The sequence below is a fragment of the Pseudomonas maumuensis genome (assembly GCF_019139675.1).
Taxonomy (GTDB): domain Bacteria; phylum Pseudomonadota; class Gammaproteobacteria; order Pseudomonadales; family Pseudomonadaceae; genus Aquipseudomonas; species Aquipseudomonas maumuensis.
In genome coordinates this window covers 1,587,344-1,603,362 of the sequence record NZ_CP077077.1, presented here as the reverse complement: position 1 = coordinate 1,603,362, position 16,019 = coordinate 1,587,344, and the positions used below count along the sequence as shown (strand labels likewise).

The 16,019-nt window shown below is 64.7% G+C and carries 14 protein-coding genes and 1 pseudogene; 8 read left to right on the top strand and 7 right to left on the bottom strand.

Going from position 1 to position 16,019, the window contains the following annotated elements:
* The first annotated feature begins 412 nt into the window (after positions 1–412).
* The 3 genes from KSS90_RS07405 to KSS90_RS07395 all read left to right on the top strand — a co-directional run bounded on the left by KSS90_RS07405 (position 413) and on the right by KSS90_RS07395 (position 5,412).
* Positions 413–1,786 carry a TolC family outer membrane protein gene (locus tag KSS90_RS07405; RefSeq protein WP_102684321.1) on the top strand — a complete coding sequence of 458 codons (1,374 nt, stop codon included), beginning with the start codon at positions 413–415 and terminating at the stop codon, positions 1,784–1,786.
* 78 nt (positions 1,787–1,864) lie between these two features.
* On the top strand, positions 1,865–4,000 hold the full coding sequence (locus tag KSS90_RS07400; RefSeq protein WP_123902596.1) for a type I secretion system permease/ATPase: 2,136 nt from the start codon (positions 1,865–1,867) through the stop codon (positions 3,998–4,000).
* A 56-nt stretch (positions 4,001–4,056) separates the two neighbouring features.
* Entirely contained in the window at positions 4,057–5,412 is a 1,356-nt protein-coding gene (locus KSS90_RS07395) for an HlyD family type I secretion periplasmic adaptor subunit (RefSeq protein WP_046854598.1), read from the top strand.
* A gap of 138 nt (positions 5,413–5,550) precedes the next feature.
* Here the strand turns inward: KSS90_RS07395 and KSS90_RS07390 are convergent, their stop codons facing one another.
* The 4 genes and pseudogenes from KSS90_RS07390 to KSS90_RS07380 form a co-directional block, all read right to left on the bottom strand.
* Positions 5,551–6,150, bottom strand: a complete 600-nt coding sequence (locus tag KSS90_RS07390) for a tRNA-uridine aminocarboxypropyltransferase (RefSeq protein ID WP_217868828.1) — start codon at positions 6,148–6,150, stop codon at positions 5,551–5,553.
* A 156-nt stretch (positions 6,151–6,306) separates the two neighbouring features.
* Positions 6,307–7,335, bottom strand: a complete 1,029-nt coding sequence (locus KSS90_RS07385) for a methyl-accepting chemotaxis protein (protein ID WP_437180084.1) — start codon at positions 7,333–7,335, stop codon at positions 6,307–6,309.
* 225 nt (positions 7,336–7,560) lie between these two features.
* Positions 7,561–7,866, bottom strand: a pseudogene (locus KSS90_RS25845) (PAS domain-containing protein); the annotation flags it as partial.
* Positions 7,867–8,012: 146 nt separating this feature from the next.
* A complete protein-coding gene (locus KSS90_RS07380; RefSeq protein ID WP_217868826.1) occupies positions 8,013–8,906 on the bottom strand; it encodes a LysR family transcriptional regulator in 894 nt (297 codons plus the stop codon).
* 224 nt (positions 8,907–9,130) lie between these two features.
* Here KSS90_RS07380 and speB point away from each other — a divergent pair, with 224 nt between their 5' ends.
* Both speB and KSS90_RS07370 read left to right on the top strand, forming a co-directional pair.
* Positions 9,131–10,081 carry an agmatinase gene (speB, locus tag KSS90_RS07375; protein ID WP_217868825.1) on the top strand — a complete coding sequence of 317 codons (951 nt, stop codon included), beginning with the start codon at positions 9,131–9,133 and terminating at the stop codon, positions 10,079–10,081.
* Between the two features lie 250 nt (positions 10,082–10,331).
* Positions 10,332–11,711, top strand: coding sequence for a sodium:solute symporter family protein (locus KSS90_RS07370; RefSeq protein ID WP_217868824.1), 1,380 nt, complete (start codon positions 10,332–10,334; stop codon positions 11,709–11,711).
* 122 nt (positions 11,712–11,833) lie between these two features.
* On the opposite strand, the gene KSS90_RS25665 is transcribed toward KSS90_RS07370, so the two are convergent.
* Together KSS90_RS25665 and ptrR are read right to left on the bottom strand one after the other, a co-directional pair.
* Positions 11,834–11,962 carry a PA1414 family protein gene (locus KSS90_RS25665; RefSeq protein ID WP_256206021.1) on the bottom strand — a complete coding sequence of 43 codons (129 nt, stop codon included), beginning with the start codon at positions 11,960–11,962 and terminating at the stop codon, positions 11,834–11,836.
* A gap of 124 nt (positions 11,963–12,086) precedes the next feature.
* Positions 12,087–12,980: a putrescine utilization regulator PtrR gene (gene ptrR, locus KSS90_RS07365; protein WP_217868823.1), complete on the bottom strand. Its 894-nt coding sequence runs from the start codon at positions 12,978–12,980 to the stop codon at positions 12,087–12,089.
* Positions 12,981–13,086: 106 nt separating this feature from the next.
* Here ptrR and KSS90_RS07360 point away from each other — a divergent pair, with 106 nt between their 5' ends.
* The 3 genes from KSS90_RS07360 (at position 13,087) to KSS90_RS07350 (ending at position 14,927) form a co-directional block, all read left to right on the top strand.
* Positions 13,087–14,250, top strand: coding sequence for an MFS transporter (locus KSS90_RS07360; protein WP_217868822.1), 1,164 nt, complete (start codon positions 13,087–13,089; stop codon positions 14,248–14,250).
* Positions 14,251–14,326: 76 nt separating this feature from the next.
* Positions 14,327–14,629 carry a type II toxin-antitoxin system RelE/ParE family toxin gene (locus tag KSS90_RS07355; protein ID WP_217868820.1) on the top strand — a complete coding sequence of 101 codons (303 nt, stop codon included), beginning with the start codon at positions 14,327–14,329 and terminating at the stop codon, positions 14,627–14,629.
* The gene (locus tag KSS90_RS07350; protein ID WP_217868819.1) at positions 14,622–14,927 is read left to right on the top strand and encodes an addiction module antidote protein; all 306 of its coding nucleotides are present in this window, start codon (positions 14,622–14,624) and stop codon (positions 14,925–14,927) included. Before KSS90_RS07355 ends, KSS90_RS07350 begins: the two co-directional genes overlap by 8 nt.
* A 64-nt stretch (positions 14,928–14,991) precedes the next feature.
* Here KSS90_RS07350 and KSS90_RS07345 read toward each other — a convergent pair whose 3' ends face one another.
* Entirely contained in the window at positions 14,992–15,918 is a 927-nt protein-coding gene (locus KSS90_RS07345; protein WP_217868818.1) for a DMT family transporter, read from the bottom strand.
* Positions 15,919–16,019 lie beyond the last annotated feature (101 nt).

Below are 16,019 nucleotides of genomic sequence, written 5' to 3'. Positions count from 1 at the left end.
ATGGTTGTTGGAACCGTTGCTGTCACGTTCGTGAGAAACCACGCTCCCTGTGACGACTGCCGCGATAGTGAACTGGGCGAATGGCCATTATTGAGTGCCATTTTTTTGTCGCCAAATTCAGCTTTCGCCTTCCTCCCCTGTCTCCTTAGCTGCAAAAAATCTGGAACTTTCACCAAGGCCCGAAAATCGCCTGTCCCAGCCAATTCCCGTAACCACCTGAATGAAACAATGTCCCGGATTCCTTAGACCGCATAAGTTTTTTTTCGCATATATCTTATGAAAAAATCTTCTTAGCTCGCCCGATAAATGTTCTTAGCTCTGTTGTTACAAACCTGAAACGGTTTGATTCTAATTTTTCGTCATTTTTTTGGCGAATAGCAGGACATTATTCAAGACCAGGGAGATGTACCCCATGCGCGCTTTAACCCCCATCACCAGTGCGATTTTGTTGGCCATGGCGTGTGCCAACAGTCAGGCGATGTCGATTACCGAGGCTGTCCAGAACGCCGTGGACCAGCATCCCGAGATCAGCGCCAGCCGCAACAGCAGGCTGTCGGCCGACGAGGATGTGAAGTTCGCCCGCGGGGGGTACTACCCAACCGTCGATCTGGTCGCAGGCTACGGCCGGCAACGTTCGGACAACACCAACACCCGCGGCTTCAACCCGGACGGCACCCGTAACCACAACAAGGAAACGCTCAACTACACCCAATCCGAGCTGCGTCTGCGGCAGATGCTGTTCGACGGCTTCAATACCTCCAACGAGGTCGCCCGCACCGAAGCGGTGGCCACCTCGCGCGCCTACTACACCCAGGCCACCGCCGAGAGCATCGCCCTGCGCGCCATCGAGGTCTACCTCGAGGTGCTCAAGCGCCGTGAACTGGTAACCCTGGCCAAGAACAACCTGCAGGCCCACCTGCGGGTCAACGACCAGATCGGCCTGCGCAGCGAACGCGGCGTGGGCAGCACCGCCGACCTCGACCAGTCCCGCGCCCGTCGCGCCCTGGCCGAAAACAACCTGGACACCGCCGAGGTCGACCTGGCCGACGCCGAGGCCAACTTCTACAGCGTAGTCGGGCGTCTGCCCGACGAGCTGGAAACGCCCGTCACGATCAAGGGCGAAGTACCGGGCGACCTGCTCAATGCCCGCCAGGGCATGCTGGAGAACAACCCCTACCTCAAGTCGGCGCAGGCTGATGTGCGCTCCGCCGAGCAGCAGTACGAAGTGGCCAAGTCGCCCTTCTACCCACGCCTGGACGCGGTGCTGGCCACCGGCGCCAACAACAACCTCGGCGGCCAGAAGGGCCACGACAACAATGACTGGCAGGCCGGCGTCGAGCTCAGCTACAACCTGTTCCGCGGCGGCAGCGACAAGGCCCGCCTGCAGTCGGACGCGCACAAGATCAACCAGGCGATGGACATCCGCAACAACGCCCTGCGCGAGCTGAACGAAAACCTCAGCCTGGCCTGGAACGCGATGAACAACGCCCGCAAGCAGACCCCGAGCGCCCGCGAGTACGCCGAGACCACCCAGCGCGTGCGTGCCGCCTACCAGGACCAGTTCGGCCTGGGCCAGCGCACCCTGCTCGACGTGCTCGACAGCGAGAACGAGCTGTACAACGCCAACCGTCGCTACACCGAGGTGCGCTATACCGAAGAGTTCTCCATGTACCGGGTGCTGGCGACCATGGGCGAGCTGCTGAGCAAGCAGCGTATCTCGCTGCCGCCGGAGGCCATCGCCAAGACCGAAGTGCGCAACGAGGCGAAATTGCCTGACATGCGTTAGGTTCTGACGAGACAAGGGACTTTTTCGCCAGCGCCCATTTCCCGTCCACCGCGGCAGGAGTAGGCCATCGTGACCAGTATGCAAAGCGCGCAACCGCGCCTGGATGTTGATGATCCGTTGCTCGATGGCCTGCTGATCCTGTGCAAGCTGCATGGCTGCACGGCCAGCCGTGCCAGCCTGTGCAGTGGCCTGCCACTGGCCGAGCAACGCCTGGGCCTGGGCCTGCTGCCCCGCGCCGCCGCACGCGCCGGGTTGCAGGCTCGCGTGCTGCGGCGTGACCTGGACGCCATCTCCCCGCTCAACTTGCCGGTGCTGCTGATCCTCGATGATGGCCGCAGCGCCGTGCTGCAACGCTGGGGCGAAAACGGCCGGGCATTGCTGCTGCCCTGCGAAGCCGAAGGCGGTGAGCAGTGGGTCGAGCGCGAGGCCCTGGCGCAGGCCTACAGCGGCCAGGCTCTGTTCGCCCGCCCCCGGCATACCCTGGAGGACGTGCGTGCGCCGCTGATCCCGCGGGTCAACGCCTGGTTCCGCGACACCCTGCGCCACTCCCGCTGGCTGTACAGTGATGCCCTGCTGGCCAGCCTGCTGATCAACCTGCTGGGCCTGATGGTGCCGCTGTTCGTCATGCAGACCTACGACCGCGTGGTCCCCAACCAGGCGCTGTCCACCCTGTGGGTGCTGGTCGCCGGCCTGTTCATCGGTACCGCCTTCGAACTGGTGCTGCGCATGGTTCGCGCCCACCTGCTGGACCAGGCCGGCAAGAAGACCGACCTGATTCTCTCCGCCACCTTGTTCGAACGCATCACCGGCATGAGCATGAAGGCGCGCCCGGCCACCATCGGCGGCTTCGCCCAGAGCATCCATGACTTCCAAGGGCTGCGTGAATTCCTCACCGCAGTAACCCTGACCAGCATCATCGACCTGCCGTTCGTGGCCCTGATGCTGCTAGTAATCGGCCTGCTCGGAGGCTGGCTGGTGGTGATCCCGCTGATCGCCTTCCCGCTGGCGGTAGGCCTGGCGCTGTTCATCCAGGTGCGCCTGCGCGACACCGTGCAAAAAAGCCTGAGCCTCGGCGCGGTGCGCCAGGCGCTGCTGATCGAGACCCTCGGCGGCCTGGAAACCCTCAAGGCCTGCGGCGCCGAAAGCGAGCGCCAGTACCAATGGGAACACACCAACGGCGCCATCGCCCGCCTCGACGCACATGCCCGCAACCTGTCGTCGCTGGCCAGCAATGGCACGCTGTTCATCCAGCAGTTCTGCGGCATGGCGACGATCGTCGCCGGGGTGTACAGCATCATCGCCGGCAACCTCAGTGTCGGCGCGCTGGTGGCCAGCTACATGCTCGGCAGCCGAGTGCTCGCCCCGCTCGGCCAGATCGCCGGGCTGATCACCCGCTACCAGCAGGCCCAGCTGACCATGCGCAGCACCGACGCCCTGATGAGCCTGCCCCAGGAGCGCGAGGCCGAGCACCAGGCGCTGGAGCACACCGCGCTGCAAGGTGGCATTACCATCAACCACGCCACCTTCCGCTACGCCGGGCAAACGGCACCGGCCCTCAACGACGTGAGCGCCACCCTCAAGCCGGGCGAGCGCATCGGCATCATTGGCCGCAGTGGCTCGGGCAAGAGCACCCTTGCCCGGCTGTTGATGGGCTTCCATCACCCCGACGAAGGCCAAGTGCTGCTGGACAACCTCGACCTGCGCCAACTGGATATCAGCGACCTGCGCAGCCAGCTCGGCTACGTGGCCCACGACCTGCCGCTGCTGGCCGGCAGCCTGCGCGACAACCTCACCCTCGGCGCACGCCACGTCAGCGACGCACGCATGCTGGAAGTCGCCGAACTGACCGGCGTCAGCGAGCTGGCCCGCCAGCACCCGCAAGGCTTCGATCGCCCGGTGGGCGAGCGCGGCCAACTGCTCTCCGGCGGCCAGCGCCAGGCCGTGCTGCTGGCCCGGGCCCTGCTGCTGGAGCCGCCGATCCTGATACTCGACGAGCCCACCAGCCACATGGACAACAGCAGCGAGGAGCAACTGCGCCAGCGCCTGCTGAACTGGGTGCCCGGCAAGACCCTGCTGCTGGTCACCCACCGCACCTCGATGCTCAGCCTGGTGGACCGGCTGCTGGTACTGGACAACGGCAAGATCGTTGCCGACGGGCCGAAGGATGCGGTCATCGACGCGCTGCGCAAGGGCCGTATCGGCGCGGCGCTGTGAACCAACACTGTTGAATCCCTGTGGGAGCGGGCCCCGGCCTGCATCGGAGGTAGAACATGCCCATCAGCCACAGCGTGCGCAGCTACCTCCAGGGCGGCGACAGCCGCGCCGAACGCGACTATATGCCGGAGCTGGCCGGCGCCACCCTGCAGGAGTCGCCCAGCCTGTCGCGCCTGACCGTGTGGCTGGCGGCGATCCTGCTGCTGGTGGCGCTGGTCTGGGCCAACTTCGCGGTGCTCGACGAAGTCACCGTCGGCGAAGGCAAGGCCATCCCGTCGAGCAAGGTGCAGGTGGTGCAGAACCTCGAAGGCGGCATCGTCACCGAGATCTTCGTGCGCGAGGGGCAGATGGTCGACAAGGGCGCCACCCTCCTGCGCCTGGATGACACGCGCTTCAAGTCGAACAAGGGTGAAAGCGAGGCCGACCGTTACGCCCTCAGCGCGCAGGTGGAACGCCTGTCGGCCGAATCCGAAGGACGCCCCTTCGTGCTGTCGAGCGAAGTCCGCGCCAAGGCGCCACAGGTGGCCGAGGACGAGGCCGCGCTTTACGAATCACGCCAGCGCCGCCTGACCAGCGAGAAGCAGACCCTCAATGAACAGCTGCGGCAAAAGACCCAGGAGCTGGCCGAGTTCCGTTCCAAGGTCGACCAGTACCGCTCGGCAGTGGGCCTGTTGCAGCAGGAACTGGACATGTCCTCGCCGCTGGTGAGCAAGGGCGCCATCTCCCCGGTGGAGATCCTGCGCCTCAAGCAGCGCAGCGTCGAGGCGCGCGGCCAGCTGAACGCGACCAACCTGGCCATACCTCGCGCCGAAGCGGCGATCGCCGAGATCCGCAGCAAGATCCAGGAATCGGACGCAAGCTTTCGCTCCGACGCCGCCAAGGAGCTCAACGACAAGCGCACCGAACTGTCGAAGATTACCGCCACCAGCATCGCCATCGACGACCGGGTCAACCGCACCACCGTGGTGTCGCCGGTGCGCGGCATCGTCAAGCTGCTCAAGGTCAACACCATCGGCGGCGTGGTGCAGCCGGGCAGCGACCTGGTGGAGATCGTGCCGATCGAGGACAACCTGCTGATCGAGGCCAAGGTACGGCCGCAGGACGTGGCGTTCCTGCATCCTGGACAGACCGCGATGGTCAAGTTCAGCGCCTACGACTACACCATCTATGGCGGGCTCAAGGCCAAGCTGGAGCTGATCGGCGCGGACACCGTCACCGACGACAAGGGCAATGCGTTCTACCTGATCCAGGTGCGCACCGACAAGAACCACCTGGGTGGCGACAACAAGCCGCTGCTGATCATCCCGGGGATGGTCGCCACGGTGGATATCATCACCGGGCAGAAGAGCGTGCTGGACTATCTGTTGAAGCCGGTGATGAAGGCCCGGACCGAGGCGTTGCGCGAGCGGTAACTTCACGTCATAGCAGGGACTTCTGTAGGAGCGGCTTCAGCCGCGATGCCGGCGACGCGGTGCCTGGAACCCGCTTCGCGGGTGATCGCGGCTAAAACCGTTCCTACAGTGGTCTACCCAAAGCAATGCGTCATCAGCTCAGTCCTGCCCATGATTCCGTTGAAACGTCTCGGCGCCCATGGCTGCGATCTGCCCGTCGATCAACGCCTCGAACGGGCGCAACAACGCATCGAAGCCAGCAGGCGCTTCCAGCACGTTCAGCGCCTGCACGATCGCCTCGAGGGTGGATACTGCGCCTGGCTCAGGTGCCTTGCGCAACCGGTAGCGCGAAGGCAGGACCGCGCCCAGCGTTACCCGTGGCAATGCTTCCAGCTGCGGGTTCAGGTAGAGCATCTTGCGTGCCTTGCGCCAGGTACCGTCGGGTACGATCAGCAGCAATGGCAGATCATCTCCCTGCCCATATGCCTGCAAGACCTCTGCCTCATCACCTGGGAACAACAGCACCGGGCGATAACCCGGTGTCGCCAGCAATGTCTCAAGGTCATCGAACACCTCGCCGATCCGCAGCTCGGCATTGACCAAGCCAAGGGCCGCCAGGCGTGCCGTATTCAAGGCGTGGGCGGTTTCACTGGGGTGTTGCAGCACGACCACGCGGGTGCGGCTGTCCAGGTGCGGGATCAGTGGGCAGAGGCAATGGGCGAGCGGGCGCTGGCAGCGCTCGCAGCGGGGTCTGGGCATGGGGGTCTCCGTTGGCGGAGGGATTTTGCCACAGGCTGGAAATTTGGGCCCGCTTTGCGGGCCTTTCGCCGGCAAGCCGGCTCCCACACCGAACGCGCAAACCTCAAGCCTTGCGCTACGCGGGAGGCGGCTTGCCGGCGATGAAGGCAACGCGCATCAGCGGTTGAACCGCTCCGCCAGGCTGTGCAGGTACTCCGCCATCCGCTCCAGGTCTTGGCTGATCTCGGCCCCCTGCTTGGCCTGCCCCGCGCTCTCGTCGCACAACTGAGCGATGCGCACGATCTGCTGGTTGATGTCCTCGGCCACATGGCTCTGCTGCTCGGACGCCGTGGCCATCTGCTGGCTCATGCCGGTGATGCGGCTGATCGCTTGGACGATGCCCGCCAACGCCTGTTGCACCGCCTCGACGCTATGCACGCTGTCGCTGGAGATCTGCTGCCCACGGCTGGCGCTGGCCACCGCGCGGTCGGCACCGGAACGCAGGGTCGAGATGATGTGGTGGATCTCCTCGGTCGAGGTGCGGGTGCGCTGCGCCAGCGACCGTACCTCGTCCGCCACCACGGCGAAGCCCCTGCCCTGCTCGCCGGCCCGTGCCGCCTCGATGGCGGCATTGAGCGCCAGCAGGTTGGTCTGCTCGGCGATCGAGGTGATCACATCCACCACGCTGCCAATCGACTGGGTCTGCTCGGCCAGGGCGTTGACCGCCTGACCGATGTCGCTGACCGCCTCGCTCATGCTGCCCATGGCCCGCAGGCTCTGCTGCGCCAGGTCGCTGCCCTGCTGGGCCAGCTGGTCGGCGTCGCTGGCGGCGTGGGCGGTGGTCTGCACGTTATGGGTGACCTGCTGGATGGTCGCCGCCATCTGCGCGATGGCGGTGGCCGACTGGTCGGTTTCGCTGCGCTGGCGGTCGAGCATCTGCGCCTGGGCATCGGACAGCCCGGCGGACTGCGCGGCCCGCGACTTGACCCCGACACCGGCATCCACCAGGCGGGTCAGCGCGGTCTGCAGGCGCGCCTCCTCGCTGATGATGGCCAGGTCGAGCTGGCCTTGCAGCCCGGGGTTGTCACTGTAGGTCAGGGCGACCAGCGGGCTGGTGAAAGCCTTGGGGTGCTCTTCGAGGGTGCGTCGGATCGACTGGTTCTGCCGGTGCTCGATCGCGTACCAGGCCGCCAGCAGGCTGGCCATCAGCACCCCCAGCGCCGCGTACGGCGGCAACCACAGGTAAGCGGCGGCCGACAGTAATCCCGCGCCGATCAGCGGCCAGCCATGGCCAACTTCATGGCCCAGACGCGCCGCCAGCGGTACCGGCGAGCGCCCTGCACGCAGACGGGCATACAGCCTCTGCGCCCGGCGGATCTGCTCCCGGCTTGGCACCGAGCGCACCGATTCGTAGCCACTGATGCGGCCGTTTTCATACACCGCCGTGACGTAGGCGCTGACCCAATAGAAATCGCCGTTCTTGGCGCGGTTCTTGACCACGCCCATCCAGGGTTTGCCCTGCTTGAGGGTGTCCCACATATGCCCGAAGACCGCCGCAGGCATGTCCGGGTGGCGCACCAGGTTGTGCGGCTGGCCCACCAGTTCGTCGTAGGTGAAGCCGCTGATGGCCACGAATGCGTCATTGCAATAGGTGATGCGGCTGTTCAGGTCGGTGGTGGAGATCAGCCGCTGGTCTTGGGGAAAGGTTCTTTCGTGCTCGGTGACGGGCAAATTCATGCGCATCGTTGGCGATCCCTTGCTTATCCGGATGAGTGGGAAAATCATCAGAGCAAGTAGATATTTAGCAGAAGGCCAGCATGCCAGCGGTCAAGTTTCTGTAGGAAATGGTCTGGAACTGACGAAATGTCCTGAATCGGTCTGGTTCAACCCACGTTGAGCTGGCTCTTGAGCAAGTCGCGGAATGTCTGAATCAACGGTTCCCGGCTACGACCACGGCGGATGATCAGGGAGAACGGCGCCTGGTAACCGAACGTGGCCGGCGACAGCACGCGCAGGTCGCCCTTGTCGACCCAGGCCTGGGCATAGTGCTCGGGCAAGTAGCCGATGTAGGCGCCGGAAAGAATCAGAATCAACTGCGCCTCCATGCTCTCCACGGTGGCCGCGCTGTGCTTGAAGCCATGCCGGGCGAGCTCGGCCTGGCTCCAATAACCCCGCCCGACCATACGCTGCTGGGTGACCACCGGCTCCGGAATACGCCGCTCGCCGAACAACGCGTGACGGCTACTGCAATACAACCAGTGCTGCTCGCGGTACAGCGGCTGGTAGACCAGCCCGCTCATACGCGAGGAGAACGCGCCGATGGCCAGGTCCAGGCGGTTGTCCTGCACCCCGAGCTGCAGTTCGTAGGGGCTGGAGACCGACAGGTGCAGATGCACCGCCGGGTGTTCCTGGCTGTAGGCGCCGATGGCCTCGGCCAGCGGCAGGGCGCTGTCGCCAACGGTGGAGTCGATCACCCCCAGGTTCAGAGTGCCGCGCAGCTCGCCCTTTAGCGCCGCGGCGTACTGTTCGAAGCCATCCAGCTCGCCGAGCAGGCGCAAGGTCTCCTGGTGGAACAGCTCGCCCTTGCTGGTCAGGCTGAAGCCGCCCCGACCACGGTGGCACAGCACGATCCCCAGGGCGCTTTCCAGCTGGCTCATGTAGGTGCTGATCGCCGAGGTGGACAGGTTGAGATCCCGCTGGGCGTTGGCGAACCCCTGGTGGCGCACCACGCTGGCGAAGATACGCAGCAGTTTCAGGTCGGGCAGCGATGAGGCCATGGCGCAGGGTCCGCAGGGTGGAAATCGCCAGAGTCTAACCCGGTTGCCGGTCGATAGTTCAGAGAATCCTGAAGTAAGTATTTGTCGGTAGCGATTCTTCCCGGCCACTACCTTGCGCAGACTGCGGCGAAATGTCCCTGCCCGCCAGCATGACCAGCTGATCCAGGCGCGCGGCGGCACAGGTTCGAACAAACAGAACAATCGACCGACTGATGAGGCCCACCGTGGACAAGATTCTCCACCAACCACTGGGCGGCAACGAAATGCCGCGTTTCGGCGGCATCGCCACCATGCTTCGCCTGCCCCACCTGCAAAACGCCGAAGGCCTGGACGCCGCGTTCATCGGCGTGCCGCTGGACATCGGCACCTCGCTGCGTTCCGGCACCCGCTTCGGCCCGCGGCAGATCCGCGCCGAGTCGGTGATGATCCGCCCCTACAACATGGCCACCGGCGCTGCCCCGTTCGACTCGCTGTCGGTGGCCGACATCGGTGACGTGGCGATCAACACCTTCAACCTGCTCGACGCCGTGCGCATCATCGAAGAGGCCTACGACGAGATCGTCGAGCACAATGTCATCCCGCTGACCCTGGGCGGCGACCACACCATCACCCTGCCGATCCTGCGTGCCCTGCACAAGAAGCACGGCAAGATCGGCCTGGTCCACATCGATGCCCACGCCGACGTCAACGACCACATGTTCGGCGAGAAGATCGCCCACGGCACCACCTTCCGCCGCGCCGTGGAAGAGGGCCTGCTCGATTGCGACCGCGTGGTGCAGATCGGCCTGCGCGCCCAGGGCTACACCGCCGACGATTTCAACTGGAGCCGCCGCCAGGGCTTTCGCGTGGTACAGGCCGAAGAGTGCTGGCACAAGTCGCTGGCGCCGCTGATGGCCGAAGTACGCGAGAAAGTCGGTGGCGGCCCGGTGTACCTGTCGTTCGACATCGACGGCATCGACCCGGCCTGGGCGCCCGGCACCGGCACCCCGGAGATCGGCGGCTTGACCACCATCCAGGCGATGGAGATCATCCGCGGCTGCCACGGCCTGGACCTGATCGGCTGCGACCTGGTCGAGGTTTCCCCACCCTACGACACCACCGGCAACACCTCGCTGCTGGGTGCCAACCTGCTGTTCGAAATGCTCTGCGTGCTGCCGGGCGTGGTGCGCCGCTAAGGCGGACCTCTTCCCTGTAGGAGCGGCTTCAGCCGCGATCGCCCGCGAAGCGGGTGCCCAGATATGGCGGCGCCTGCTTCGCGGCTGAAGCCGCTCCTACAGGGTAGTGATAGACGTCCTGAAAGTTTGACCCCGGCAGGAGCCATTCGGGAGGGCCATAGAGGCCCGCCACACACAACAGGACCGCCGGGCGCATGAACCCGTCCGGACGGCCGATCTCGCCATAATAAAGATAATCGGGAGACCCCCAATGGCCTTGGACATCATCGTTGTACTGATCTATGCCGCCGGCATGCTCGCCCTCGGCTGGTACGGCATGCGGCGTGCGAAGACCCACGAAGACTACCTGGTGGCCGGGCGCAACCTCGGCCCGACCCTGTACATGGGCACCATGGCCACCACCGTGCTCGGCGGCGCCTCCACCGTCGGCACCGTGCGCCTGGGCTACGTGCATGGCATCTCCGGCTTCTGGCTGTGCGCCGCCCTGGGCCTGGGGATCATCGCGCTCAACCTGTTCCTGGCCAAGCCGCTGCTGCGCCTGAAGATCTTCACCGTGACCCAGGTGCTGGAGCGCCGCTACAACCCGATGGCCCGCCAGGCCAGCGCGGCGATCATGCTCGCCTACGCGCTGATGATCGCGGTGACCTCGACCCTGGCCATGGGCACCGTGCTGCAGGTACTGCTCGACGTGCCGTTCTGGATGGCCCTGCTGTTCGGCGGCGGCGTGGTGGTGGTGTACTCGACCATCGGCGGCATGTGGTCGCTGACCCTGACCGACATCGTCCAGTTCGTGATCAAGACCGTGGGCCTGATGTTCATCCTGCTGCCGGTGTGCCTGTACAAGGCCGGCGGCTGGGACGCCCTGGTGGCCAAGCTGCCGGCGGCCAGCTTCAGCTGGACCACCATCGGCTGGGACACCATCATCACCTACTTCCTGATCTACTTCTTCGGCATCCTGATCGGCCAGGACATCTGGCAGCGCGTGTTCACCGCCCGTGACGAGAAGGTCTGCCAGCGCGCCGGCACCACCGCCGGTATCTACTGCGTGCTGTACGGCCTGGCCTGCGCGCTGATCGGCATGGCTGCCCACGTGCTGATGCCGGACCTGGCCAACCCGAACAACGCTTTCGCCGAGATGATCAAGGGCCAGCTGCCCGAGGGTATCCGTGGCCTGCTGATGGCCGCTGCCCTGGCCGCGATGATGTCCACCGCCAGTGCCGGTCTGCTGGCCGCCTCCACCACCCTGACCGAAGACCTGCTGCCGAAACTGCGCGGCGGCAAGCAGTCGAGCCTGGGCATCAACCGCCTGTTCACCTTGCTCACCGGCCTGGTGGTGCTGGGCATCGCCCTGGCAGTGAACGATGTGATCAGCGCCCTGACCCTGGCCTACAACCTGCTGGTGGGCGGCATGCTGATCCCGCTGATGGGCGCGATCTTCTGGAAACGCGCAACCACCGCCGGCGCCATCGCCAGCATGACGCTGGGCTTCGCTACCGCGTTGTTCTTCATGTTCAAGGACGGCCTGGACGCCAATTCGCCGATCTACTACAGCCTGGCCATCGGCCTGGTGAGCTTCGTGGTGGTCAGTCTGGCATCGCGCAAGCCGGTAGGTGCAGTGAAACTGGCCTGACTCAGCGCCATCCCTGTGGGAGCCGGCTTGTCGGCAATAGGGGCGCAAAGCGCCCCACTACACGGCCCACGAACGCAAAAGGCCGCCGCATCACGATGATGCGGCGGCCTTTTTGTCTGTTGTCAGCGCCGACGCGGCTGGCGCTTGCGCTGTTCTTCGTCGGTCGGGATCGGCACCGGCTGCAACGGTGGCGGGAGCAGGCCCAAGGCGACGGCGAGGTCATGGAGCCAGTTGTACATGCGTTCGTTCATATTGCCCCCTTGACGGGTCAGCCTCACGGTCAATCAAACTTGCGATGCGTCATACAGATCATAGACCTATGTCCTGTATTGCGCATGCCTCTGCTCTTACAGATATGGGCGATTTTGACCCGGATCAAGCGCAGATGGCAGCTTCCGACGGCCGGTCAATCGTTTCGCTTTGTTGCAAGTCGATCCAGGCCTGCAGATTCGCCCCGCGTTTGCCCTGGCGCCACATCAACCAAGTCATCGCCTGATCGAACGGCGCCTGCAAGCGGTGTACGCGCACCTGGTTACGCCCCGGCAGGCTGTCGAGCATCGATTGCGCCATGAGTGCCACCCCGGCCCCGGCGATCACGCAGGCCAGCATGCTCTGGTAGGACTCGATCTCCATCACCCGGCCCATGGGGGTGTGGGCATGGGCATACCAGGCTTCCAGGCGCATGCGGTACGAGCAGCCCTGGCGGAAGGTGAACACCGCCTTGCCGGCAACGTCACTGGCGCTATGCACCACCGGGTGTTCGGGGCTGGTGATCAGTACCAGCGTTTCCTCGCACAGTGGCACGCCATCCAGCCCGGCCAGGTTGAGCGGGCCGTCGACCAACGCCGCGTCCAGCCGATGGCTGAGCACGCCTTCGAGTAGTTCCGCACTAGGCGCGGCCTGGACCTGCAGGTTCACGGCTGGATAGGCCTGGTGATAACGCGCCAGCAGTGCCGGCAAGTGGATGGCCGCGGTGCTGTACATGGTGCCCAGCACGAAATCCCCCGCTGGCTGGCCGCCCTGTACCGCCGCGAGCGCTTCGTCGCGCAGGTTCGAAAGGCGGTTGGCGTAATCGAGCAGCACCTTGCCGGCCGGCGACAGCTGCAAGCGCTGGCGCTCGCGCAGGAACAACTCCACGCCCAGCTGCTCCTCGAGCTGACGCAGGCGCGTCGACAGGTTCGACGGCACCCGGTGCAAGCGCTCGGCGGCGCGGGTAACCGAGCCCTCCTCGGCCACGGCCTGGAAGATGCGCAGTTGGCTGAACTCCATGATATTCTCCAAAACAGAACAACTTCATCATCATTATTCAATTTTATTGAAAGTCAATGCGCCCTACCCTGCCATCCATCGCATTCCTTCGTGCAGGAGACTTACCATGTCGCCCTTCGTGCAACTGCTGGCCAGCGCCGTGGCGCTGATGATGGCCATGGGCATCGGCCGCTTCGCCCTGACCCCGCAACTGCCCCGGCTGATCGCCGAGGGCCAGTTCGACCTGACCGCCGGCGGCCTGGTCGCCGCTGCTAACTACCTGGGTTACTTCCTCGGCGCGCTGGACGCCATGTTCGCCCGCCAGCCACGCCAGGTACGCCTGCGCCTGCATGGCGGGCTGTGGCTGTGCGTATTGCTGACCCTGGCATCGTGGGCGGCCGACGGGTTCTGGAGCCATTTGCTGCTGCGCTTCGGCACCGGCGTGGCCAGCGCCTGGGTGCTGGTGATGATCGCCAGCCTCAGCCAGCAACTGGCCAGTGCCCATGGCCGCCAGCGCCTCGGCGCACTGGTGTTCGCCGGGCCCGGTGTCGGGATCGCGGTGACAGGCTTGCTGGCCTTGGCTGCGCACCTGTTGGGGCTGGATTCGGCGGCCCTGTGGCTGGTTTATGGGGTTGCCGCACTGGTCATGCTGCTTGCGGTGCTGCCCTGGCTGCCGCGAGCGCTCGAACCCGCCACCTTGCCCCTTGGCAACGACCGCGGCCCCAACAATGGCATCGGCCGCCTTGGCCTGGTCTACGCGCTCTACGGGATCGGCTACATCCTGCCGGCCACCTTCCTGTCGCAGATGGCCAGCCAGCAGCTCCATGGGCAATGGCTGGCCGACCTGTTCTGGCCGGCCTTCGGCCTGGCCTCGGCGCTGGGTGTGATGATCGTCAGCCTGCTCCGCCCAGGCCGCACCTCGACCTGGCTGAGCATCACCTTGTGGTTGCAAGGGCTGGGTGTACTGGCCTGCCTGCTGGGCGGCGGCGTCGGCCTGGCATTGGGCGTGCTACTGTGCGGTGGGCCGTTCCTGGCCTGCATGCAACTGGTGATGCAGCGCTCGCGGGAACTGGCGCCCCATGCCACGCAGCGCAATGCCGGGATGTTGACCGCTTGTTTCGCCCTTGGGCAATTGAGTGGGCCGCTGCTGGCGGCGTTGAGCAGCCGCTACAGTGCCAGCCTGCAGCCTGCCTTGGTGCTGGCAGCGACAGGGCTGGCCATGGCTGGCGTGCTGGTCATCACGGGAAACCGCAGTTTGCAGGGCTGCCCATCAAGAACCCGAATGGCCTGACAGGGAAAACCCGACTGCAAAAGGTCGAAACCATTTGCAGCCTTTGCCATTGTATTTTATAAACTACATTCACTCGATGAAAACCATCGAATCCAGCAGTTTCAGGCATTGGCTGATCGGGCTTCGGGATGCCACGGCAAGGGCCAGAATCGTCGCTCGTGTCAACCGACTCAAGGAAGGGCTAGCGGGTGACGTTTCACCGGTCGGCCATGGCATGAGTGAGCTGAGAGTCCATTACGGCCCAGGCTATCGGGTGTATTTTCACCAATACGGCGATACCTTGATCGTCCTGCTTTGCGGCGGCGACAAAAGCAGCCAGCAACGGGACATCAAGGCAGCCCGGCAGATCCTGCAGTCGTGGAGGATGCAAAATGACTGAAACGTTCCATGAATTCGACGCCGCCGCCTATCTGACTTCACCGGAAACCATCGCGCAGTTCATGACCGATGCATTGGAGACAGGGGATGCAGCCTACGTAGCAAAAGCCGTGGGCGTGGTGGCTCGCGCCAGGGGCATGAGTGAACTGGCAAAGGAAACAGGCCTGTCTCGCGAGCAGCTTTACCGCTCGTTCAGTGAACACGGCAACCCAACGCTCAAATCGTTCCTGACTGTAATGAAAGCGTTGGGAATAGACATGGCTGCCAGACCCCACTTATCCCAGCAAGGTGCAGGCTAGGCGAAGTGCCTTCCCGGTCCTGTGGCATCTAATACCTCAAGGACCGGCACTTGCTTGCGCCCTGTCATCCCACCAGTTTGCGCAACTGCTGCCGCACCCACGCCTCGGCGCTGACCATGATCACCCCGAGCAGCACCATCACCGCGCCGATCACGAAGTTCAGGCTCAGCGGCTCGTCCAGCAGCAGCACGCCGAAGGTCACCCCGAACAGCGGCGTGATGAAGGAAAACACCGCCAGGTTCGAGGCCAGGTACTTACGCAGCAACCAGAACCAGGTCAGGTAGCTCACGAACGACACCACGATCCCCTGGAACAGCACGCTGCCCACCGCCAGCGGGGTCAACGAAAAGTCGGCGATCTGCCCGCTCACCAAGGCGATCAGCACCAGCCCGACGAACCCCACCGCCAGCTGGTAGAACAGGGTCAAGGTCGCCGGTGCCTCGGACAACCGCGAGCCGCGCACCACCACCGTGGTCGCGCCCCAGGCCAGGCCCGCGAGAATCGCCAGGGCGTCGCCCAGCAACATGCGCCCATCGAGGTGCTCCAGGGAAACACCGCCCGCGAAGGCCAGGGCAATCCCCCCGAACGCCAGCAGGATCCCCAGCCACTGCAACAGCCGCAGTCGCTCGCTGGGCATCATGAAATGCAGTCCCAGGGCGGTGAAGATCGGCGCGGTGTAGAGGAACACCGACATATGCGCCGCCGAGGTCAGCTTCAGCCCCTCGGCGATGAACAGGAACTCCAGCCCGAACAGCGCACCGGCCAGCAGCCCGGCGCGCCAGGTGCTGCCGACCTGGCTCCAGCCACCCCGGAAGCACACCAGCAAGCCTACCAGTACGGCCGCGATGCCATTGCGAAACGCCGCCTGCATGACCGGTGCGATATCCACCGCGGCGGATTTGATCAGCACCTGCTGGCAGCCCCAGATCAGGCACAGCCCCAGCATGACCTGGAAAGCAAAAGCGTCGGGGTTCTTGCGGACCGCGCTCATGGGCGGCCCCTCTGCGTGTTGAACGACATGGCAAGGCTCGGCAGTGAGAATGGATCCCGATTATCGGGGGACAAGCCTTGGCGATGGCAGCCTGGATGACT

Excerpts from the sequence above, each read along its gene's own strand:
- KSS90_RS07360 (WP_217868822.1), top strand. The coding sequence starts at position 13,087 with ATGTCGCCCTTCGTGCAACTGCTGGCCAGCGCCGTGGCGCTGATGATG.
- KSS90_RS07380 (WP_217868826.1), bottom strand. The coding sequence starts at position 8,906 with ATGGCCTCATCGCTGCCCGACCTGAAACTGCTGCGTATCTTCGCCAGC.
- KSS90_RS07405 (WP_102684321.1), top strand. The coding sequence starts at position 413 with ATGCGCGCTTTAACCCCCATCACCAGTGCGATTTTGTTGGCCATGGCG.
- KSS90_RS07370 (WP_217868824.1), top strand. The coding sequence starts at position 10,332 with ATGGCCTTGGACATCATCGTTGTACTGATCTATGCCGCCGGCATGCTC.
- KSS90_RS25665 (WP_256206021.1), bottom strand. The coding sequence starts at position 11,962 with ATGAACGAACGCATGTACAACTGGCTCCATGACCTCGCCGTCGCCTTG.
- KSS90_RS07385 (WP_437180084.1), bottom strand. The coding sequence starts at position 7,335 with ATGGCCAGCCTGCTGGCGGCCTGGTACGCGATCGAGCACCGGCAGAAC.
- KSS90_RS07345 (WP_217868818.1), bottom strand. The coding sequence starts at position 15,918 with ATGAGCGCGGTCCGCAAGAACCCCGACGCTTTTGCTTTCCAGGTCATG.
- KSS90_RS07400 (WP_123902596.1), top strand. The coding sequence starts at position 1,865 with ATGCAAAGCGCGCAACCGCGCCTGGATGTTGATGATCCGTTGCTCGAT.
- KSS90_RS07355 (WP_217868820.1), top strand. The coding sequence starts at position 14,327 with ATGAAAACCATCGAATCCAGCAGTTTCAGGCATTGGCTGATCGGGCTT.
- KSS90_RS07395 (WP_046854598.1), top strand. The coding sequence starts at position 4,057 with ATGCCCATCAGCCACAGCGTGCGCAGCTACCTCCAGGGCGGCGACAGC.
- KSS90_RS07350 (WP_217868819.1), top strand. The coding sequence starts at position 14,622 with ATGACTGAAACGTTCCATGAATTCGACGCCGCCGCCTATCTGACTTCA.
- KSS90_RS07390 (WP_217868828.1), bottom strand. The coding sequence starts at position 6,150 with ATGCCCAGACCCCGCTGCGAGCGCTGCCAGCGCCCGCTCGCCCATTGC.
- ptrR (WP_217868823.1), bottom strand. The coding sequence starts at position 12,980 with ATGGAGTTCAGCCAACTGCGCATCTTCCAGGCCGTGGCCGAGGAGGGC.